Annotated in this window: 21 protein-coding genes; 20 read left to right on the forward strand and 1 reads right to left on the reverse strand. The window is 42.4% G+C overall.

Features of this window, described 5'->3' with window-relative positions; all coding sequences use genetic code 11:
* Positions 1 to 1,186 precede the first annotated feature (1,186 nt).
* The 4 genes from ACYX4J_RS16000 (at position 1,187) to ACYX4J_RS16015 (ending at position 5,992) form a co-directional block, all read left to right on the forward strand.
* Positions 1,187 to 2,395, forward strand: a complete 1,209-nt coding sequence (locus ACYX4J_RS16000; protein WP_444927007.1) for an ABC-three component system protein — start codon at positions 1,187 to 1,189, stop codon at positions 2,393 to 2,395.
* 10 nt (positions 2,396 to 2,405) lie between these two features.
* The gene (locus tag ACYX4J_RS16005; RefSeq protein WP_444927006.1) at positions 2,406 to 2,912 is read left to right on the forward strand and encodes an ABC-three component system middle component 4; all 507 of its coding nucleotides are present in this window, start codon (positions 2,406 to 2,408) and stop codon (positions 2,910 to 2,912) included.
* Complete coding sequence (locus ACYX4J_RS16010) at positions 2,905 to 4,884, forward strand: AAA family ATPase (RefSeq protein WP_476177038.1); 1,980 nt, start codon at positions 2,905 to 2,907, stop codon at positions 4,882 to 4,884. Before ACYX4J_RS16005 ends, ACYX4J_RS16010 begins: the two co-directional genes overlap by 8 nt.
* A 568-nt stretch (positions 4,885 to 5,452) precedes the next feature.
* Positions 5,453 to 5,992 carry a hypothetical protein gene (locus ACYX4J_RS16015; protein ID WP_476177039.1) on the forward strand — a complete coding sequence of 180 codons (540 nt, stop codon included), beginning with the start codon at positions 5,453 to 5,455 and terminating at the stop codon, positions 5,990 to 5,992.
* Between the two features lie 189 nt (positions 5,993 to 6,181).
* Here the strand turns inward: ACYX4J_RS16015 and ACYX4J_RS16020 are convergent, their stop codons facing one another.
* A complete protein-coding gene (locus ACYX4J_RS16020) occupies positions 6,182 to 6,769 on the reverse strand; it encodes a transposase (protein WP_476177040.1) in 588 nt (195 codons plus the stop codon).
* 128 nt (positions 6,770 to 6,897) lie between these two features.
* On the opposite strand from ACYX4J_RS16020, the gene ACYX4J_RS16025 reads away from it, so the two are divergent.
* The 16 genes from ACYX4J_RS16025 (at position 6,898) to ACYX4J_RS16100 (ending at position 20,341) form a co-directional block, all read left to right on the forward strand.
* Positions 6,898 to 7,164 carry a hypothetical protein gene (locus ACYX4J_RS16025; protein WP_476177041.1) on the forward strand — a complete coding sequence of 89 codons (267 nt, stop codon included), beginning with the start codon at positions 6,898 to 6,900 and terminating at the stop codon, positions 7,162 to 7,164.
* A gap of 280 nt (positions 7,165 to 7,444) precedes the next feature.
* Positions 7,445 to 7,909: a Tse2 family ADP-ribosyltransferase toxin gene (locus ACYX4J_RS16030; RefSeq protein ID WP_476177042.1), complete on the forward strand. Its 465-nt coding sequence runs from the start codon at positions 7,445 to 7,447 to the stop codon at positions 7,907 to 7,909.
* 2 nt (positions 7,910 to 7,911) lie between these two features.
* Positions 7,912 to 8,157, forward strand: coding sequence for a hypothetical protein (locus ACYX4J_RS16035; protein ID WP_444912339.1), 246 nt, complete (start codon positions 7,912 to 7,914; stop codon positions 8,155 to 8,157).
* 552 nt (positions 8,158 to 8,709) lie between these two features.
* Positions 8,710 to 8,997 carry a hypothetical protein gene (locus ACYX4J_RS16040; protein WP_475708520.1) on the forward strand — a complete coding sequence of 96 codons (288 nt, stop codon included), beginning with the start codon at positions 8,710 to 8,712 and terminating at the stop codon, positions 8,995 to 8,997.
* Between the two features lie 593 nt (positions 8,998 to 9,590).
* A complete protein-coding gene (locus tag ACYX4J_RS16045; RefSeq protein ID WP_444915796.1) occupies positions 9,591 to 10,262 on the forward strand; it encodes a hypothetical protein in 672 nt (223 codons plus the stop codon).
* Between the two features lie 80 nt (positions 10,263 to 10,342).
* Positions 10,343 to 11,017, forward strand: a complete 675-nt coding sequence (locus tag ACYX4J_RS16050) for a penicillin-insensitive murein endopeptidase (protein ID WP_444915795.1) — start codon at positions 10,343 to 10,345, stop codon at positions 11,015 to 11,017.
* A 758-nt stretch (positions 11,018 to 11,775) separates the two neighbouring features.
* Positions 11,776 to 12,408: a DUF1294 domain-containing protein gene (locus tag ACYX4J_RS16055; RefSeq protein ID WP_444915794.1), complete on the forward strand. Its 633-nt coding sequence runs from the start codon at positions 11,776 to 11,778 to the stop codon at positions 12,406 to 12,408.
* 1,609 nt (positions 12,409 to 14,017) lie between these two features.
* Positions 14,018 to 14,461, forward strand: coding sequence for a hypothetical protein (locus ACYX4J_RS16060; protein WP_476177043.1), 444 nt, complete (start codon positions 14,018 to 14,020; stop codon positions 14,459 to 14,461).
* A gap of 778 nt (positions 14,462 to 15,239) precedes the next feature.
* Positions 15,240 to 15,644, forward strand: coding sequence for an ester cyclase (locus tag ACYX4J_RS16065; protein WP_445360205.1), 405 nt, complete (start codon positions 15,240 to 15,242; stop codon positions 15,642 to 15,644).
* Positions 15,645 to 15,709: 65 nt separating this feature from the next.
* Positions 15,710 to 16,042, forward strand: coding sequence for a hypothetical protein (locus ACYX4J_RS16070; protein WP_476177044.1), 333 nt, complete (start codon positions 15,710 to 15,712; stop codon positions 16,040 to 16,042).
* A 103-nt stretch (positions 16,043 to 16,145) separates the two neighbouring features.
* Positions 16,146 to 16,523 (forward strand): hypothetical protein, encoded by a 378-nt coding sequence (locus tag ACYX4J_RS16075; protein WP_476177045.1) that lies wholly within the window; start codon positions 16,146 to 16,148, stop codon positions 16,521 to 16,523.
* 142 nt (positions 16,524 to 16,665) lie between these two features.
* Positions 16,666 to 16,974: a transposase gene (locus tag ACYX4J_RS16080; RefSeq protein ID WP_444895975.1), complete on the forward strand. Its 309-nt coding sequence runs from the start codon at positions 16,666 to 16,668 to the stop codon at positions 16,972 to 16,974.
* A gap of 8 nt (positions 16,975 to 16,982) precedes the next feature.
* A complete protein-coding gene (locus ACYX4J_RS16085; protein WP_282933833.1) occupies positions 16,983 to 17,828 on the forward strand; it encodes an IS3 family transposase in 846 nt (281 codons plus the stop codon).
* 39 nt (positions 17,829 to 17,867) lie between these two features.
* Positions 17,868 to 18,353: a hypothetical protein gene (locus tag ACYX4J_RS16090; protein ID WP_476177046.1), complete on the forward strand. Its 486-nt coding sequence runs from the start codon at positions 17,868 to 17,870 to the stop codon at positions 18,351 to 18,353.
* Between the two features lie 69 nt (positions 18,354 to 18,422).
* Complete coding sequence (locus ACYX4J_RS16095) at positions 18,423 to 18,818, forward strand: hypothetical protein (RefSeq protein WP_444915786.1); 396 nt, start codon at positions 18,423 to 18,425, stop codon at positions 18,816 to 18,818.
* 803 nt (positions 18,819 to 19,621) lie between these two features.
* Positions 19,622 to 20,341 carry an NYN domain-containing protein gene (locus ACYX4J_RS16100; RefSeq protein ID WP_444915785.1) on the forward strand — a complete coding sequence of 240 codons (720 nt, stop codon included), beginning with the start codon at positions 19,622 to 19,624 and terminating at the stop codon, positions 20,339 to 20,341.
* Positions 20,342 to 20,409: the final 68 nt, after the last annotated feature.

The following is a 20,409-nucleotide window of genomic DNA, read 5'->3' on the forward strand; positions in this document are numbered from 1 at the left end:
ATGTTTTTCATTTAGCTTTAGTTTTGCCGTAGGTACTTGAAGCGTTCACTGACTGAAGGAAAGTAACTTTTACAAGAATTTTGTGTACACACCCCTGCCTCGTCACCTTTCATCAAACTATCACTAGCCTACAAAAGTTAACAAGTGCTAGCTTGGGGATTTATGATAATTTTGACTGTTATATTGGAATCCATAAGATATATAGAAAAAATCAAATTAAATCAATAACTTACAGGTTAGCGTGAAACCCTTGACAGAAGTCAAAGTATTAATTTTTGTAGCTTTGTACGGCCGTGCCAAAATATTTTAAACCCACAATTTAAAATAATTTTTTTTTGCTTTGAGGTGGAAATTGATTTTAAGGCAACAATTATGATAATAGTGGGCAGAATGACAACCATATAAAGATTGTGTTGCCTTAAGGATAAACTATGCCAAACATTAAAATTGGTGATATAAAAAAGAGAGACGCTACTGACTGCGATCATTCAAGTTTATCAAAGGAGTATTATCGCGGGTCCGCCACAGGCGATTATGTTTGCAATCGATGTAGCAAGTTCGGATCTGGAAGAGATTGGCCGAAAAACACCTTTATAGGGCAGCCAAAGCTGTACTCTGCCCGCCACAAACCTCAGTATTAAGTACTCTCTATGAAGTGCATCTATTGTAATAAGGACATCGTGCTTAAAACAGCCATCTCGGGAAGCCCATTTTCCTGGTCTCAGAATCAAACCATCTGGTATGAATGTACTCACCGTAAGCAAGATGTCCGTATTCGCTTTAAGCATGGGAGGGCATGCCTATGCTAGGCTCCGCGGGCTCAGAGTGTGCAGTTCTCCTATTCCTAGTATTCAGGTCAGAGTTGATTCTGAATACCTGCATATCTGGTTTCGGGGTAGATATTTCAAGGTTAAAGAACGTACGTAGGCTAGTACTTAAACAAAACATCAAAAACCACCCTTCGAATTGAATGTTACTGATACTCCGCCCTTTTGTGTTGGCGTTATAGACTCCAATGATTGAGTATCTCGATTAGAACACAAAGGCTAGTTTCTTACCTGAATGCTACTTTGTGGAGGTAACATTAGGTTGTAACTAAATGAAGTCAAAAGGCGGGTAAATGAATGAAAATAGAAGATTATGAATATCTAGTCACTGAACAATATCAGATGGATGCACAGGAAAAATGATAGAGTTTTTCACACAAGACCATAAGCGTCGCCTTATATTATTTATTCACGGACTTACGGGAAGTGAAAATACATGGAAGAATAGCAATGGGACAACCTTCCCCGGTCTACTTTCTCAAGATCAGACTATAAATGACAATTTTGATATAGCCTATTTTAATTACTATTCAAAATTCTTTAATATCACTGAGCAAGCAGGAAGAGTAAAGAAATTTTTAAATAAAATATTAAGTAGACCTGTATCTACTACAAAGAAGAACGTATCAATTCAAGATTTAGCAAAGCATTTGCATACCGAAATTGAAGTAAAGTGTCAAAAGTATCAAGAAATCATTGTGATTGCGCATAGCATGGGCGGCCTTATAACAAAGGGCAGCATATCAATAGATATTGAGAAAAATAGAGTTTCAAAAGTAAAACTTTTTTTATCTCTTGCTGTTCCACATCATGGTTCAAGTTTAGCCAGCCCTGCAAAGCTTCTTTCCAACAATGTTCAATTAGAACAACTGAAAACATTAAGTGATTATGGAAGCAAACTTTGCAATATTTGGCAGCAAAATAACCTGAGGCCTGCCACCAAATATTTTCGAGGCTTATATGACGAAATAGTTGATGAAAATAGTGCTATTGCAATTGATAAAATCGAGCAAGATATCAGGACCGTTCCCGAAGATCACGAGTCTATAGCTAAACCTAAGGATAACAACAACACTACTTTCTTAGGCGTAAGCCAATATATCCACGATTATCTTAACGGTGGTGTGCAGGAAGATTTATTAGAAATTCTTACCTTAAAGAATGAAGATGAATACAGCGACTCTTTATTTGTTATAAAATTGCTCATAGCCGACATCCATAAATCCACGGTTACAGATGCTAAAGAGTTATTTTTGAATGCAGAATATATGAGCAAACGTTTTACCAGTAGCTTTGACCAGAAACATCTGCAAGAGATATATACAAACATAAAAACCATATACCAGGATAGCTACACTAAATATCTTCATGGTGGATTCGATAATTCAGGTCAGTTTTTATCCGAAGTTCATGACAAGATTGTTAGGGAAAATGAGAAAACACTTAAATCAAAAATTTATGAAATTGGTGTTATGCACAAGAAAGGAATGCTTCATCAATTAGCAGATGAGCTAAAGGGGAATGTATGGTGGTCTGAAACCAAAGATCTGGAAAAATTAGAAGAATAAGGATCTCAATATGGATAAATTGCCATTCTTATCATTAGACAATGACTTTCTGTTAAACTCTCTTGAGCTAATTATTTTGCTTGGTGTTACCAGTCTTAACACTAGAAAAAAACCAACTTTAAATAATGGAAAAATTCAGGCATTGCTTTATCTGGTGAAAAATCCACATATTCTTAACCGGGTCTTAAGATCATTAAATAAGAAGGAAGTTAAACTGAGAAGGAATGAAATAAATTCTGTTAGAACCATATCTGTAAATATTGATAGCTTGTATAAGACCCATAAACTCAAAGAAATACTACAGTACGCCGTTTGTTCAAATTTAATACAAGTATCAAGCATAAAAACAGAGACTGTTTATCAATTGTCGAGTCGCGGACAAGAAGTATTTTCCTCCTTGAGATCTGAACACTTTAAACGAGTTAAAGAATTTTCAAAACATGTAATACCCCTACGCTCCAAAAGTATTAATCAAATAAACTTGCTAATTGGGAGCGAATTAAAACGTCATGGATAAAAATCATTTTAGGGTAGTATCACTCACACTTGCTGGCCACAGGAAAGACTATAGAGTCAATTTTAATCCTGGCGTTAATATCATATATGGAGATTCTGCAACAGGTAAATCCAGCATATTGCAATTAATATCATACTGTCTTTGCGCATCGGATTTAGACTTATATGACGAGCTTGAAGAATCGGTAAGCCATGCAATCCTTGAAATATATCTTGGCGGAGAGGTTTACTGCATTAAACGGGATATTTTTGACTCGAGAAGAAAAGTTGAAATTTACTTATCTGATTACAAGAACATCAATGAGGTTTTCCCAAGAAAATTATTTCCAAATGTTTCCGGAGGGATAGATAACGAAGATAATTTTTCAAATTTCATATATGAGTGCCTAGGATATCCTTCCATCAAAATCAAGCAGTCACCCACAAAAGACCAGAGCAAAATGTCTAGCCTTAGCTTTAGACATTTATTTAAATACTGCTACGTAAATCAAGATGACCTCGGCAGCAAAAATATATTGAGCCTACAAAACAGGCCAAAATATTCTCTAACGAAGGAAGTCTTTAAATATATCTTCAACGCTCTGGATGACGAAGCATCAGCTATACATAGAGAGATATCTGAAAAAACATCTGAAAAAAACAAAGCGCAAGAAAAATATAAAACAATCTCAGAATTCTTGCGGGAAATTGACTTTGAAAGCTCTGAATCTTCAGACAATAAAATGACTTCTATAGAGGAAGAAATTAGCAATCTTGAAGAACTACTAAGCAGCATAAACTCTAGAATTACTGAAGACTCAGACATCTACAGCGAATATCAAAATGCCCTCACAGAGGTATTATCTGAAATAAGCTATTTTGAATCACAAAAAGACGGAGCCGTTGAAAGTCTCGACAAATTCTCTCGCCTTAAAAATGACTATTCTCTTGATTTAGAGAAACTGGAAGCTCTTCGAGAAGCTGGAGATCTAATTGGTAGAGAGAACCCCACCCCTTCAAACTGCCCTATATGTGACACAAAAATTGAGATGGAGAAAATAAACCTCAAGCTAGAAGTGTCTGAGAGTATATCTATAGATAAAGAAATTAAATCAATTAAATCAAAACTAAAAAATACAATAACTTTAGAAGATAATCTGCATGACGAAATAGTAAGACTAGAGAAGTTAATTTCTGCAAGAAATAAAGATAAAAACCTACTAAAAGGGATGATTGATGAAGAGGCATCAAAATATGTATCCCCTTACCTCAAAGAAAGAGACTCTATAGTTTCAACCATTTCTTCTTTAAAAGAAAAGAAAAATAAATATGCTCACTTTCTAAAAATACGAAACCAACAAAACCTTCTTGTTAAAGATGAAGAAAGACTAGAAACTGCCATTAGACTACTGAAAGAAAAACTAGAGAACATAAGAAAGGAATTTCCAGACTTCAATGCTGTACTATCCCGCATTGGTGACTCCCTAAATATATATTTAAAAAATATTAAAATAAAGAATAGAGAGGGAATCTCTATAGGCGAGACAAGTCTTCTTCCAAAAGTAAGAAACCGAGATTATGAAAAAATTACTTCCGGCGGCCTTCGTACAATTGTTTCTATAGGATATTTTTCTTCGATATTAGAAGAAAGCCTAAATAACAATATACGCCTTCCATCATTTTTGATGATTGATACCGTAGGTAAATATCTAGGGAAGACCAAGGAAAAATATCTTTTGCAAACCGACAAAGAAGCTGATGCAGCAGAAGGAACATCAGACCCCGATAAATACAATAATATTTACAGACATTTAATTGATCTATCCATAAAATTTGAGGGTAAGGGGAAGGGCTGCCAAATTATCCTTGTCGATAATGATGTCCCACTTACAATTGCAGAAGAGCATTTAGGGTTTGTAGTCGCACAATTTGATGATACAGGAATAGAGCACCCGATCGGCCTCATAGATGATGTAAGCTTAGCCGTTAGGTAACCTACCATATGACACAGCAGATTGAAGAACGCCCATAGATTGAAAGATAACACCGGAAATAGTACAGGCCGTCCACCTTAACGGCCATTTCTCCTGATCTGATGCAGGATGCGGTGAAATGCTAAAAACTATGCTTTAGGTTTGAAAATTGCGTGATTTGGGCCAAACCGGAAGGAATAGTATCGAAAGGTTGGGAGGGAATTAGTGGGGCGTCGCAGAAAGGAAACATTGGCAATCGCCTATGCCATGTACCCAGCGTTTATTGAGCTGAATACAGGCTTGCCGTACGGCCTCTGCTAATCCCACCAGGCCTTTAAAGCGGCTTTCAAAGTTCCGATTAAGATAGAGCCAGTGTTTTGTTGAGATGCCCAGCCGCTCAAGGATAGGCGGTGCGTTTTGAGAAATGGCACCACGCTTTTTGGGATCTAAATGCCGGCCACTCCAGTCCGACAACACTAGGACACCCACAGATTGAAATAGTTTTGGGTGATTTTTCACTCCTGGGATATATTGACAAGTGATATAATGCAGTTACTTTTGAAGACACTTTTATGTTTAAGGAAAATATATGGATCTACTGATTTCGATGATTAGCTCCTCGACGATAGCTGGATTATTAATGTATATATTTAGGGAAAGCTTCAAGGCAAAGTTATCACGTGTAAAAACACAAATAGAGCGTCTGGAGAAATATCAAGACAAAGATTTTGACCATTCCTTCAATTCAATAAATAAAATCTGGGTCGCTTTCACAAGATTGGATGGCTACCTAAGATATGATTTTCCATCCGATGTTGAATCTGGAAAAATTGATCCCCGTAAGCTAAGGCCATTTTTCCTAGAAATTAAAGAGTCGATGGCTCTATTGCCTGACGGCCTCTATGAAACAACGACAGATTGCCTAGGCGAGATATCAAAGCAATGGGAGGATTGTGCAAATAAAATCTTAAATCTCATGCAGCGTGATAGTTCTAGTGAGTGTGATTCCAATTCGCTAGTAATATCGGCTAATAAAAGTATGGGAGACATGCGCAACAAAGTGGATATACAATTACAAAAACTTAGATCTGCGTATCGCAAACATGTTAGCTCTTACCAAAGAACATAATGCTCCCAACACTAGGACGCCCACAGATTGAAAGATGACACCGAAAGTAGTACGGACCTTCCACTTTAACGGCCATTTCTCCTGCCTGGAGCTGGAAGAGGTTAAATATAAAAAATTATGTTTGAGCTTTAAAATTTAGTGATTTTGGCCAAAAACCAGAAGGAATAGTATCGAAAGGTTCGGAGGGTATTAGTGGGGCGTTGCAGAAAGGAAACGTTGGCAATCGCCTATGCCGTGTACCCAGCGTTTATTGAGCTGAATACAGACTTGCCGTACAGCCTCTGCCGTTCCCACCAGGCCTTTAAAGCGGCTTTCAAAGTTCCGATTAAGATAGAGCCAGAGTTTTGTTGAGATTCCCAGCCGCTTAAGGATAGGGGGCGCATTTTGAGAAATGACACCGCGCTTTTTGGGGTCTAAATGCCGGCCACTCCAGTCTACTAACGCCAAATAGTGATCCAATTGAAAGGGCAACCCTTTCGGCATATTAAGGCGCTCGCCGCCCACAAACGGTAGTAGCTCTTTAGGCTGCTCACCTGAGATCGCAGCGCGAACACGCTGCTGAATGGAAGTGTGATCGGAGTCCTCCGGGGTTTTCGCAATACCGGCACGGATAGGGTTGAGATCGACATAGGCCATGCAGGCAGCCAAGGCTCTTTCATCCAATAGCGCCTGAGACTTGAAACGCCCCTCCCAGAAGCGGCCTGTACAGCGGTCTTCTGCATTGGCTTGGCGAGCAATAGATTCGTTTAGGCAGCGCATAAACCAACTGATATCCATTAATCGCTCTCGCCACAGCTCAATCAGCTCTTTAAGCTTGTTCTTTTCACTGAGGTATAGTTAGGTCTAAATGAAGCGCTGAGCCACATTATTAGCGGAAGAATAGATCAAGATTTTAGTAGGGTTTTATGCAAGAAATCGAATGGAAGGACGGAAATCCTTCACTAGAAGGTTTATATTTTGTAGCGGTTAAAATGGGACCGGCAGCGGGATGTTATGATTTCGCAAACTGGAACGGTATGTCTTGGGAAAAGAGTATTGAGGGAAGTGTAATTGCTTTTTGTGACACCGGCAGTTTTATACAACAAATTTCAATTAAATGGCCTTTTGCTGACAATGTGAATATAGACTTTAAACCGACACCTGGCGGGGAGTCAGAGTTTGAAGAAGTATAGCTAAATCGGATAGCAAGTAGTTCCTAGCTACCGCCCTTCACAAAACCTCATGGTGTCTTAGTTGCCATTCGCTAATAGTTAGCATTTAATAGGGTCCAGTAAATGGTGATCTTCCTACAGTAGACTTTCACCTCATTAGTTCACACTCATGCAGGGCGTACCAAGTTAAGGCATATTCAGCTTCGGCTGGTTATCCGTCTCGGCACTTTGTGTCCACGCTGCGTGCCCATACTTACCGCGTTAGAATAAACCAATTTCAAATATTCAATGGATTGAATTTATGAAAAAAAGCAAGAAGGAAGAAGAGTTCTTTATTAAAAAGAGGGAACTTGGTGAACTTTTTGACTCCGAATTTAATTTAGACGTAAATTTGTGGAGAGGGCAGCGTAAAGCTGATCGAGGATCGCCTGTTTTGTACCCTATACTAAAGTCTTTTAGGCTCTCTAATGGAAAAATTAGAAATCCTGATATAGACACATACTGGAGCAATGGTGAGTGGTGGGTAAACTGTACTTCAGGGGGTGTTTCATTATTTGATGTGCTGGGGGTACCGGTTTCTCGTTGGGATTATTATAGGCTATCGCCAAACATTGCAATCCCTCATGGCTTAGTTATAACGAAGGATTCATATAATCGAAGTTATGAGGCTACACATTACTCAGTCCGCCCTCATTGGGATATGCCAGTCACTAAGTTTTGTATACTCTTAGATGAACTTACTAAAGAAATCGTATTCGAGAATTAATTATGGAACTAAGCCTTTCACATTTGTCACTCATGATCGAGCTAACTGAGTCAGAAATATATCGAATGAAGTTGATAATAGATAATCCCTCTTCAACAGAAGAGGAAGTGGATGCCAGTGGAGAGCATTCCATGCAACTATTATCTCTTTCGACAGCACTTGCGGAATTGTATAAACATAAGTGGAGCGATAACTGTAATTATCCTAGTTATGAAGATTTAGTTTCTTCAGTCCAACTGGAGAACTGAACTCTAAATCGGGTAGCCGGTAATTTCTAGCTACCGGCCCCTACACCACCCATCGTATGGGCCCGCAATTGACGGCTCCCTATCCGTACTGATTTTCTATTCAACGATAGTCTTGAGCAGATCTTCAGTTGAACTGAGTATTATGGCAGCACGCTACCGCAACTTTACCTGGCTGGAAACATATCGGTAGGCTAGCCCTGTCTTTTAACTCTTAGAGTTTGGCTCCAGGCCTTCACCATGTCCAAGGTAATAATATTGGCGCTAGGCTACTATACCGTCGGCTGACTTCCGTTTAGTCACTTTGGTCATTACTGACAGAAGCGCTACTGTGTTCCACCACTTCTTCTATCCCCACGATAGTGAAAAGCGGGTTGGGCCTACTTGCAAGTCAGCGGCCACACACAATTTCATAGCAGCAAGTTAAACAGGCCTTACCGGATAAGAGGTCTACCTGATTGTAGCCACCAAGAGAATGAGGGTTGAAGACTTGGTAAGTAAGTTAACTTGGGTTGCTGATCGGATGTCAGTAATTAAAGAGGCTCAAGACGCACTATGATTGAATATAAATACCCAGAAGAACGCGAGATCCTTATTCACTACGCTGAAAAGATGGAGAATGAAACTGCACTAGATATTCTTAAGAAAGGCGTAGTTTCTAATCGAGAGCAGGCATTAGCTCTTTCTCAATTCTATTGGGGAATGATAGACGTTGCTGCTGATGATCAAGGTTCTGGATTCCCTCTGCTGGAGAAAGAAGGAATCGAGCAGTGGATGGAGTATATTTTTCACTCTCTGAATGGCTACTTAGTGAGTAATGGCTATGAAGAAGAGTGGGATTAAGAGTAAGGCTCTGAATGGGTAGCCGGTAGTATCTAGCTACCGGCCCCCACAGCACCCATCGTGCAGGCCCACAATGGGCAGCTCCCTATCTGTAATGAATTTCTACTCAATGATCACTACTGTGTTCAACCACATTTTTTAACCCACGATAGTGGCTAGCGGATTGGACCTATTTGTGAGTCAGCGACCACCTGAAAGCTTCATAGCAGCAAGCTAAACAGATCTCCCCAGATAAGGGCGTGAACTTTCACTACACAACTGTATGATTTACCCTACCCTTTAGATCACATGGCTTCGGTATCCTTGGCCACCCCGCCTCCAGGCTAAGCCTTATATGATGTTTCTGTCCGTCAGCTCGTAGTTTTGCTAGCGGCGTCCTCCCCACAAGACCTCACGGTATTGCAGTTGCCATTCGCTAGTAGTTAGCATTTAATGGAGGCCATTATGATCTTCCTACAGGGGACTTTCACCCCATTAGTTCACGCCCATGCTGAGCGTACCAAGGCTAGGCAAAAACATTACGCTACGCTCTATTGGACACCGCATCCGCGGCGCCTTTACTAGCGGCGTTATGACTCCACAGGGATCGAAGAATGATCACCAAGAAATATACCCTAATTGCAATGTCTGTCGTGCTGACTGCGTGCGCGGGTGTCACTGAGCCGATAAAGTTTAAAGCTTCTAGTGTCTTAACAGAGGACTATTATCACGCCACCAAAGTAACAAATGGTGTTGTCCTGCTAGACGTAAACTGGGGGCGTTGGTGGGACTGTGGAGGCTATGAAAATGCGCAACTCATTAGCATGGCATTCGATAAGCTACCAATGAGCTCTATCAATAATGAAGCCGAGCCAGCCCTTGTACTGCATAGCCCTTCACGCTTGGCTGTTGATCCAGTGTTTACAAATTATGCTTACTCTCTAGAGCCCGGAGAATATGCGATCAGCGCCTTTAGCATCAAGGCAGCAAAGTCTGTATCCAATGTAGGTTTTCTTACGGCGCAACGAGATAAACTGTATTCTGCTGGCAAACCCGTTGGTGGTACATTCACAGTTAAGCCGGGCGAGGCCGTTTTTATTGGCAACTTTTACCTAGATTGCGCTTATGGTCCAACATTATGGCGGTATCACTCAGATGGTAGGGAGGCATTCGATGATCAGGTCAAAGAGTACGCTAGCCGCTTCCCTTACCTCGATCTAACTAATGTGCAATTCCGCTTGTTTAAAACAAAAGAATTCGGCAATGACTATAAGCTCGTGCCATGAATTGGCTCCCTGTCATAACAAATTGCGCAAGCGGGACAAAGTGCTGCGCACTTCGCCCCCTCGCAAGGCGATAGCACCACATGAACATAAAGTATCTTTTATTAATTACATTTTTGTTTCCGCTGATAGCTTTGGCTGAAACCAGCACATGCTTTGGGACGACTTCCAATGGCAGCCTTACTAATGGAGTGAAACTGCCATCCGAAGGGGAAAACTACGTAGGCTATAGCACTATAGCGAGATTGACTGGTCGTACCTACGTTCATTCAGAAGTAAGAGATATCATAGTATCTGCATATAAAGACTTAGAAACTGAACAGCCAACAAAGGTCTACAAATACGCAGAAACAGGATTTAAGGATGGTGGCCAATTCAAGCCTCATAAAACCCACAGAAATGGACTTTCAGTTGATTTCATGACTCCAGTAAAGGATAAGAATGGAAAATCAGTCCATTTGCCAACAAACGCATTAAATAAGTTGGGTTACAATATCGAGTTTGATGCTAATGATCATTATGATGGCATGTACATTGATTACGAAGCGATTGCAGCTCATGTTGTAGCTTTACACAAACAAGCCAAGGAACATGGGCATGATTTATGGCGAGTGATTTTCGACCCAAAATTACAGCCAAATTTATATAAGACAAAGTATGCGCAGTATTTGAAGGAATATATCCAGTTTTCCAAAAAACGGTCGTGGGTCAGGCATGATGAACACTACCATGTTGATTTTGCTATACCGTGCAAATAACAGTGCTAAATCGGGTAGCCGGTAGTTTTTAGCTACCGGCCCTCACATCACCCATCATGCAGGTCCGCTATGGGCGGTTCCCTATCCGCAATGAATCTCTACCCAACGATAGCGTCGAGCAGCTCTTCATTTGAGTTGCGTGTCATGGCAGTACGCTACCTCAACTTACCCGACTGGAAACATATCGGTAGGATAGCCCTGTCTTTTAACTCGTGGATTTTGGGTTCAGGCCTTCACCCTGTCCAAGGTATTAATCTTGGCATTTGGCTACTACGCCGTCGGCTGACTTCTGTTTAATCACCTTGATCATTACTGACCGAGGCGCTGCTGTGTCCCACCACTCTTGTCTACCCCTCGATGGTGGCTAGTGGGTTGGGCCTACTTATGAGTCAGCGGCCACGTTAACAGCTTCATAGCAGCAAGCTAAACAGGTCCCCCCAGATAAGAAGGTGAACTTTCACTACACAACTGCGTCATTTACTTTACCCGTTAGATCACCCGGCTTCGGTGTCCTTGGCCGCCTCACTTTCAGGCTAAGCCTTATATGATGTTTCTGTCCGTCAGTTCCTAGTTTTGCTAGCGACTTCCTCCCCACAAGACCTCACGGTGTTGCAGTTGCCATTCGCTAGTAGTTAGCATTTAATGGGACTCATTAAACGGTGATCTTCCTACAGAGGACTTTCACCCCATTAGTTCACGCCCATGCTGGGCGTACCAAGCGTAGGTACGGGCGTTAGCCATCAGGTTCGAGAGGGAGCATGCAGCTTCAAGGTAAAGTAGTAAATTGGAATGATGATAAAGGCTTCGGTTTTGTTGAGCCTAATGGTGGAGGCGATCGTGCTTTTGTTCACATTAAAGCTTTTAAGCCTCGTTCACGTAGGCCTATTAATGGTGAAGTCATCATCTACGAACTAGTCAGAGAAAATAGTAATCGGTTTAAAGCTACAAATATCAAATTTGCTCGAGATACTGAATCTTCAAGTAATCGAAGCAAAGCTAACGGTGGTGGCAACTTTGGTGTACCTTTTATAATAGTTTTTTGTATTGGCCTTTCGACATCGATCGTTGTCGGTAAATTACCGTTAATCGTTGCTGGCTTGTATGTTGCAATGAGTTTAATAACATTTATCGCTTACGCAATTGATAAGTCCGCTGCTCAAAATGGGCGTTGGAGAACAAAAGAAAGTACATTACATTTGTTTTCTACATTTGGTGGTTGGCCTGGTGCTTACTTTGCTCAAAACAAGTTACGTCACAAGTCGAGTAAAAAAGAATTTAAAAGTGTTTATTGGGTAACTGTCTTTTTGAATTTAGGTGGCTTAATTTGGCTTCATACTGAAAAAGGAACAAAGTTCCTTAATAACACAGTTGTTCCATTATTGAATGGCTAAATCAGGTAGCCGGTAGCTTTTAACTACCGGTCCCCACACCACCCATCGTGCGGGTCCGCAATGGGCGGTTCCCTATCCGTAATGAAGCTCTACCCAACGATAGTCTCGAGCAGATCTTCATTTGAGTCGAGTGTCATGGCAGTGCGCTACATCAACTTTAACCGACTGGAAACATATCAGTAGGCTAGCCCTGTCTTTTAACTCGTGGATTTTGGGTTCAGGCCTTCACCGTATCCAAGGTATTAATCTTGGCATTAGGCTACTATGCCGTCGGCTGACTTCTGTTCAATCACCTTGGCCATTACTGGCCGAGGCGCTGCTGTGTTCCACCAATTTTGTTTACCCCCGCGATGGTGGCTAGCGGGCTGGGCCTACTTATGAGTCAGCGGCCACGCTGACAGCTTTACAGCAGCAGGTTGAACAGATCTCCCCAGATAAGAACGTGAACATTCACTACACAACTGCATCATTTACTCTACCCGTTAGATCACATGGCTTCGGTGTCCTTGGCCACCTCGCCTCCAGGCTAAGCCTTATATGATGTTTCTGTCCGTCAGCTCGTAGTTTTGCTAGCGGCTTCCTCCCCACAAGACCTCACGGTATTGCAGTTGCCATTCGCTAGTAGTTAGCATTTAATGAAGTCCATTAAACGGTGATCTTCCTACAGGGGACTTTCACCCCATTAGTTCACGCCCATGCTGGGCGTACCAAATCAATCAACTACGCGCCTTCGGCGCCGGACAGCTTACACTGCGCTTCGCTTCGTTCCAGCTGCCGGTTATTGAGGCGTTATACATGAATAGGGTTTTACGGATATGTTTAAAGGATTGAAGAAAAGGAATAGTGAATATTCACAGAAGGAGAGAGTTTGCTACGCACTATTGTCCATTGTTGTGATTTTTATGTTTTCATATCTAGTAGCAGGTAATTCAACGGAATCAGTTACTCTTCAATACATCGCAGCTCTTCTTGTTGGTATTTTCGCGGGGGGGGGTGGGTTTCAGGTATCCAAAAGCTGTTTATATTCTTGTTCTTGCATTGCCTCTTTCTTTAGTTGGTAGCTAAAACTCAATTTAAACCAAGTATATAAATGCAAAAATGCATAGCAAACAAAACTACGTAAAGCCAGATAGCTGGCCGGACCTCCACTGCGGTTCTCAATTTTGTGAACTACAAAATTGGCACCTCCGTTCCGACTCGTCTTTTGGGGGTTATGTGTCAATGGAGTATTGATGCCTCAACCAAAAGATAGAGTTGTAGTGGCTAGCGACGTAAACCCAAGAGGTGGCATCGGCGTCGAAATTTATAGAGACGACGAGCTTGCCATAGAGATATTCCGAGATGATACGGATAAAACTCGCACTATCACAGTCTTCAGAGCATCAGTATTTCTTGAGCTAATGCAAGAATGTATTGATATATTCAAAAGAAATTCCATGGGATTTTATTGAATATAATGAGTAAACATTTAGTGTATGAATTCGGAACACATAACAATCGGCTGCACCGGACAAATTTTCGCTGCCACCTTTTGTGAAAAGGCTCACAAAAGCCGCCATCAAAAATTTGATCCGTGAGCAGGGCGTTATGGCTCTCGTAGGAACTAACAATGAAGTATCTGATACTTTTATGTAGCCTTCTGATTTCCTTCACGACCAATGCGCTCCGCTTACCAGAAGGTGAAAGTTTACTTTTTGAAAGCTACAAAGTAGAAGCAAAAAGGCAGCTTACTGAAAAGTTTGGAGAGGGATTCTCGTCTCGGTTAATATTCGCCGAGATGCAAGTGTTGCAAAAGATGAGTGGCTCGGGAAAAGAAATCACTGTTCGAAAACTTATCTATGCAGACCCAGGTAGTGAAGTTTCTAGTGTAAGGCGTGAGGATGACTTTGAAAGTCCTATGGCTTTTGAACTGGCAAAGCTGAAATCTCGCTCTACCGGCAACCCAAGAGTCTTCGAGTATAAAGCGTATCAAGTAGTCATATATATGCCCGAAGAGTTTTCAAATAGAGTTCAAGAAACAACAATTGAGCGCGCTTTCAGCATCAAGCCATAAATCGGGTAGCCGATAGTTTTTAGCTACCGGCCCCCACACCACCCATCGCGCGGGTCCGCAATGGGCGGTTCCTATCCGTAATAAATCTCAACCCAACGATAGTGTCGAGCAGATCTTCATTTGAGTTGAGTGTCATGGCAGTGTGCTACATCAACTTTAACCGACTGGAAACATATCAGTAGGCTAGCCCTGTCTTTCAACTCGTGGATTTAGGCTCAGGCCTTCCCCCTGTCCAAGGTATTAATCTTGGCATTTGGCTACTATGCCGTCTGCTGAATTCTGTTTAATCACCCTACTCATTACTGAGCAGAGCGCTGCTGTGTTCCACCACTTTTTTTACCCCCGCGATGGTGGCTAGCGGGCTGGGCCTACTTATGAGTCAGCGGCCACGCTGACAGCTTCATAGCAGCAAGCTAAACAGATCTCCCCAGATAAGAACGTGAACTTTCACTACACAACTGCATCATTTACTCTACCCGTTAGATCACATGCCTTCGGTGTCCTTGGCCACCTCGCCTCCAAGCTAAGCCTTATAGGATGTTTCTGTCCGTCAGCTCGTAGCTTTGCTAGCGGCTTCCTCCCCACAAGACCTCGCGGTGCTACAGTTGCCATTCGCTAGTAGTTAGCATTTAATGGAACTCATTAAACGGTGATCTTCCTACAGAGGACTTTCACCCCATTAGTTCACGCCCATGCTGGGCGTACCAAGTCAATTAACTACGCGCTTTTGGCGCCCGACAGCTTACACGCCGCTTCGTTATGTTTCTGAGGATGACTAGTGCATAAAGATCAAGTTCGAAGATTTTATGAGGTTCTTTGGGATGCCCACGATAAGAAAGCAATGCCATCGATCCTGCATGAGAGCTTCTCCTTCAGAGGATCATTAGGGCAAGAAAAGCGAGGTCACAAAGGTTTCGCTGAATATGTCGATATGGTTCACAAAGCACTGGGTGATTACAAATGTATTATTGAAGATCTCGTAGAAGAGGGAGACAAGGTTTTTGCAAAGATGTCCTTTACCGGATTTCATAGAGATGAGTTTATGGGCTTTTTACCATCACATAAACGCGTAACTTGGAATGGGTGCGCCTTGTTTACCTTTGAAGGTGATCGAATCTCTGATGTATGGGTGCTGGGTGATTTAAAGAGCCTTGAAAACCAGCTCAAGAAAAACGAAATATAACAGTCGCAGCCAGCAGGACTGTCGCTACGTGCCGACTTCTACTGCAAGGCAGTTATGTGTAAAAAATGAAAGAACACCAAATACAAAAAGTAATAAACGAACTTCCTGATGATAAGAAGATTCAGCTGTTGTGTAATTACGGCCATCAGTTAACAATTCATGCTCGTGGTGGCTATGAATTTCAAGGGTCGGGTGTTACCGATCCGAGACTACTGAGAGATTGCAACGAAATTCAACACCGCGTTTTTCAAGCAGTTCGCGAAGTGGCTCGAGATTCAGACAATCAATTTTGTCTCAATAACGTTGGCGGCTGGATATCAGCCGAAGAAAGAAATGAAACAATACGTGCAGCTAGTGTTCAAGCTTTTCAAACAGCACTGGCTAAACTCAACACATAACCAGGCCCGTAATGCTCGGCCAAGGGAACCTAGACTGGGTTGTCACTGCTTCGTAGCGCCGGCCCATTCGCTTGACGTTTAGCCTACAAAGGAATATCAATCATTGAGCAAGCACGTTGGCTGTATTATTAATGAACTTGAAGAATCAGATATAGCTGATGATGATTTTAGTTTGTTTATGATTTTATTAAAAATTGATGATTCTGGAGAGGTGACATCAACTGAATCTATAGAACCAATCGGTAAAATTGGTGTTGACATCGATAGTGAAGAGTGCTTGTTTCATATAGCTCCTTGCGGCAAGCCTTTAAAAATATCTGAGGCATATGCAGAAATAGAAACTATTGATTCCAGGTTTTCTCTTGTCTCTGTAATAGAGAAAGAATTCGATGATTCATCATGGGTAAGAATGGATAATCCAGTAATTGGCTTTGGGGAAAATGTAGATGAAAAACGGTTTTTCATCGTATGTAGGGCTTAATAAAGGTAGGCAAATTCGCCCACTAAAGACGCGGGCTGGACTCGCTAACTCTCGCCTTTGCTACCGGCGTTAGGCTCAAGACTTACCCACGTTTAGTAGACACCCTGTATAGTTAGGTTTAGGCCTAACACGGAGGTGTATTATGGGTAAGAAAAGAACTCAGGCGTATACGGAGGAGTTCCGCAGAGAAGCAGTTAAGAGAGCGGAAAAGCCTGGAGCAACAACGGCTTCTGTGGCGCGAGAGCTAGGCGTCAGCGCACAGCAGATCTACAACTGGCGTCGTCAATTTAATCGACTGTCTGATAAGCAGTTCAATAGTTTAGACGGTGTCGACTATTCCAAACAGGAAAGCGCTGAAGTTCGCAAACTCAAGAAGGAGCTGCATGAAGCTCGTCAGGAGGTTGAGTTTCTAAAAAAGGCAGCTGCGTACTTTGCGAACCACCAAGAGTAAAGTACGCATTGATACAAGAGCATGTAGGGTCATTCCCGGTTAGCTTGATGTGTCGGTGTTTAGAAGTCTCAAGATCGGGTTATTATCGATGGCGGGGGCGATTGCCATCTGCTCGCACGATTAGAGAGATACGAACAATCGAGAAAATCCGAGAGACGTTTGTTGAGTTTAAAGGTCGTTATGGCGCGCCTAGAATTGCTTGCGAGCTTCAAGAGTTAGGTGAGCCATGCTCGCGGAACTACGTCGCTAAGCTTATGCAACAGGAACATATTAAAGCGAGAAACGGCAAAGGCTTTCGATATAGTCAGCCCGTAGAGGGGAGCATTAACGTCTCCGCCAACTTACTTAAGCGTTGCTTTGATGTGGATCGACCAAATTGCCGCTGGACCAGTGACATTACGTATATCTGGGTTCTGGATAGGTGGCTATACCTCGCGGTAGTTATGGATCTGTACTCTCGACGTATTGTAGGTTGGGCATTCGACTCGCAGATGACCGATGAATTGACACGTCGAGCATTGAAAATGGCCCTAGAGCGACGACCAATAAAGCCTGGACTGCTAGTTCACTCTGACAGGGGTGTGCAATATCGATCGCAGAAATACCAGGATCTCTTGTCCGAAAGTAAGTGCAAGCCGAGTATGAGTCGCCAGGCTAACTGTTGGGATAATGCGGCAATGGAATCATTCTTTAGCAGGCTAAAAGTCGAGCTGGTCTATGCCGGAACATTCGAAAGCGAAGAGCAAGCAAAATCTGAAGTGTTTGAATACATTGAGATTTTCTACAATAGGGTTCGTAGGCACTCTGCATTGGGCTATGTAAGTCCAGCAGAGTATGAACGAAAATACGCATAGTTAGAGTGTCTACTTTTTGTGGGCAAGACCAGCTCTCATATGAACGAAGCTGAAGTACTTGAATATTTAACCGACAGTGATGGTAGCACTAGGGATATTACGTTTACTCCAGCCACTTTGGCTTGTGTCGAAAAGTTCATAAAGCTATTTCTCGAGGAATTCAGCGATGGCGAGCTTCTAGATCAAGACGGTGAAGTAGTTGAAATGTCTTCGGAAAGTGTAGAGTCTTACATCACACAACGTGAAGAAGGTTGTATTCATGGACAGCTGAAATCTAGAGATAGCTTTGTAAGCCAAGTTCATCTGTTTCTCGATTGGTCTGAAGGTGAAAAAATAGCTGTTGAAATATCGTATTTCCCAAACGATCTTTGCGGTGATTTTACTACATCGATCTTTTTCGAAGCTTTGAATAGTTGGTGGGGTGCTCTACAGGCCGATGAGGTATTCGTTAGGTATGAAAATGCTAGCTGGGAGTTTTATGATCCCGAGGGGCTGGGAGTCTTTTATCATGCTGTCAAGGCCTAGCTAGCACATGTTGTCGGACTAGTTTTCCGCTGTGCTCCAAACCAGCCGTAAATGCGGGCGTTATGAACGATGAAGACTCGGGCCACATTTGTTTTTTTTCTATTTTTAGTTGTCAGCTGTACGAAGCGATATGATATTTCGCTAATAGTCAATGAAGCTATCGGCTTCAAGCCTAAAGAGGATTTCGTAGTTGTCGCGCGGGAGAAAGCTTCTGACATTGCAAAGTATTTCGGTGACTATAACGAAATTTTCTATATAGAGATGTCAGAGCATGATTATGCTTCACTCATGAAGATCGTTGAGGAGGGTGGGTCTTGGAAGCTTCAGCCTAAATCTAGTCTTCCAGGCAGTAGTAACTTTCCAGAATGGGAAAAAATCATGTACTTCAAACAATATGGTCTTTTGACAATCCTCAGAGTACGTGGCGACAGACGTGCGATTACTATTCAGGTCTACGAGCAGTGAGGCTCATAATCGGCTAGCCGGTAGTTTCTAGCTACAGGCCCCCACACCACCCATCATGCGAGTCCGCAATGGGCGGTTCCCTATCCGTAATGAATCTCTATCCAACGATAGAGTCGAGCAACTTTTGAGTTGAGTGTCATGGCAGTGCGCTACTTCAACTTATCCGACTGGAAACATATCGGTAGGCTAGCCCTGTCTTTTAACTCGTGGAGTTTGGGTTCAGGCCTTCACCCTGTCCAAGGTATAAATCTTGGCATTTGGCTACTATGCCGTCGGCTAACTTCTGTTTAATCACCTTGACCATTACTGACCGAGGCGCTGCTGTGTTCCACCACTCTTTTCTACCCCTCGATGGTGGCTAGTGGGTTAGGCCTACTTATGAGTCAGCGACATGCTGACAGCCTCACAGCAGCAAGCTAAACAGATCCCCCCAGATAAGAATGTGAACTTTCAATGCACGACTACATCATTAGCTCGGCTCATTAGCTACATAGCTGCGGCATCCTTAGCTACCTTGCCTCCAAGCTAAGCCTTATATGATGTTTCTGTTCGTCAGATCGTAGTTTTGCTAGTGGCTTCCTCCCCACAAGACCTCACAATGCTGCAGTTGCCATTCGCTAGTAGTTAGCATTTAATGGAATCCATTAAACGGTGATCCTCCTACAGGGGACTTTCACCCCATTAGTTCACGCCCATGCTGGGCGTACCAAGCGCATGTTGTTCGCCGCTATCACGGCCGGACTGCTTACGCTATGCTTCAGCCGCCGCAAATGTGAACGTTACGCGTAAAGGAATAGCTGTACATGTCAGAAAGTGAAAATAATAAACTTGCTGTTTTAATTGATGCGGATAATGCACAAGCCGCTATTTGCCAAAAGCTTCTGGCTGAAATATCAAAGTTCGGTATTGCTAGTGTTAAACGAGCGTATGGTGATTGGACTACTCCAAACCTGAAAGGGTGGAAGCAGCACCTTCACAAACATGCCATACAGCCTGTTCAGCAATTTAGCTATACGCAAGGAAAAAACTCGACCGATTCATCACTAATTATTGATGCAATGGATTTACTGCATGAGGGAAGATTGGATGGGTTTTGTTTAGTATCTTCCGATAGTGATTTCACTCGACTTGCGAATAGGATTCGTGAAAGTGGTCTCTATGTATATGGCTTTGGTGAGAAGAAAACGCCGGAGCCCTTTGTCGCTGCCTGTGACAAGTTTGTCCACACTGAAGTTCTAAGAAAAACTGATTCCCATAAGATCAAAGATGAGTCAAAGAATCCCAAGTTGAAAGAAATCGTTATCGATGCAGTGAACGCTGTAGCTAGAGATGATGGTTGGTCCTCGTTGTCTGCCGTCGGTAGCTATATAACAAAGAATACACCGTCATTTGATTCAAGAAACTACGGCTATGACAAACTTGGAAAATTGGTTAGAACATTGAGCTATCTTGAGTTTCAAGAGCGGAGCTTCAATGAGCAGGCATCAAACGTACATATATACGTTCGAGAGCGGTCCGCGTAAATCGGGTAGCCGGTAGTTTCTAACTACCGGCCCCCACCCCACCCATCATGCGAGTCATGAATGCTAAC

The sequence above is a fragment of the Microbulbifer sp. ABM4_008 genome (genome assembly GCF_056311705.1).

What these genes read in the sequence shown, in the direction of transcription:
- ACYX4J_RS16080 (WP_444895975.1), top strand. Translation starts at nt 16,666, where the DNA reads ATGGGTAAGAAAAGAACTCAGGCGTATACGGAGGAGTTCCGCAGAGAA.
- ACYX4J_RS16025 (WP_476177041.1), top strand. Translation starts at nt 6,898, where the DNA reads ATGCAAGAAATCGAATGGAAGGACGGAAATCCTTCACTAGAAGGTTTA.
- ACYX4J_RS16040 (WP_475708520.1), top strand. Translation starts at nt 8,710, where the DNA reads ATGATTGAATATAAATACCCAGAAGAACGCGAGATCCTTATTCACTAC.
- ACYX4J_RS16020 (WP_476177040.1), bottom strand. Translation starts at nt 6,769, where the DNA reads ATGGATATCAGTTGGTTTATGCGCTGCCTAAACGAATCTATTGCTCGC.
- ACYX4J_RS16090 (WP_476177046.1), top strand. Translation starts at nt 17,868, where the DNA reads ATGAACGAAGCTGAAGTACTTGAATATTTAACCGACAGTGATGGTAGC.
- ACYX4J_RS16010 (WP_476177038.1), top strand. Translation starts at nt 2,905, where the DNA reads ATGGATAAAAATCATTTTAGGGTAGTATCACTCACACTTGCTGGCCAC.
- ACYX4J_RS16060 (WP_476177043.1), top strand. Translation starts at nt 14,018, where the DNA reads ATGAAGTATCTGATACTTTTATGTAGCCTTCTGATTTCCTTCACGACC.
- ACYX4J_RS16030 (WP_476177042.1), top strand. Translation starts at nt 7,445, where the DNA reads ATGAAAAAAAGCAAGAAGGAAGAAGAGTTCTTTATTAAAAAGAGGGAA.
- ACYX4J_RS16100 (WP_444915785.1), top strand. Translation starts at nt 19,622, where the DNA reads ATGTCAGAAAGTGAAAATAATAAACTTGCTGTTTTAATTGATGCGGAT.
- ACYX4J_RS16035 (WP_444912339.1), top strand. Translation starts at nt 7,912, where the DNA reads ATGGAACTAAGCCTTTCACATTTGTCACTCATGATCGAGCTAACTGAG.
- ACYX4J_RS16095 (WP_444915786.1), top strand. Translation starts at nt 18,423, where the DNA reads ATGAAGACTCGGGCCACATTTGTTTTTTTTCTATTTTTAGTTGTCAGC.
- ACYX4J_RS16055 (WP_444915794.1), top strand. Translation starts at nt 11,776, where the DNA reads ATGCAGCTTCAAGGTAAAGTAGTAAATTGGAATGATGATAAAGGCTTC.
- ACYX4J_RS16070 (WP_476177044.1), top strand. Translation starts at nt 15,710, where the DNA reads ATGAAAGAACACCAAATACAAAAAGTAATAAACGAACTTCCTGATGAT.
- ACYX4J_RS16005 (WP_444927006.1), top strand. Translation starts at nt 2,406, where the DNA reads ATGGATAAATTGCCATTCTTATCATTAGACAATGACTTTCTGTTAAAC.
- ACYX4J_RS16015 (WP_476177039.1), top strand. Translation starts at nt 5,453, where the DNA reads ATGGATCTACTGATTTCGATGATTAGCTCCTCGACGATAGCTGGATTA.
- ACYX4J_RS16000 (WP_444927007.1), top strand. Translation starts at nt 1,187, where the DNA reads ATGATAGAGTTTTTCACACAAGACCATAAGCGTCGCCTTATATTATTT.
- ACYX4J_RS16045 (WP_444915796.1), top strand. Translation starts at nt 9,591, where the DNA reads ATGATCACCAAGAAATATACCCTAATTGCAATGTCTGTCGTGCTGACT.
- ACYX4J_RS16050 (WP_444915795.1), top strand. Translation starts at nt 10,343, where the DNA reads ATGAACATAAAGTATCTTTTATTAATTACATTTTTGTTTCCGCTGATA.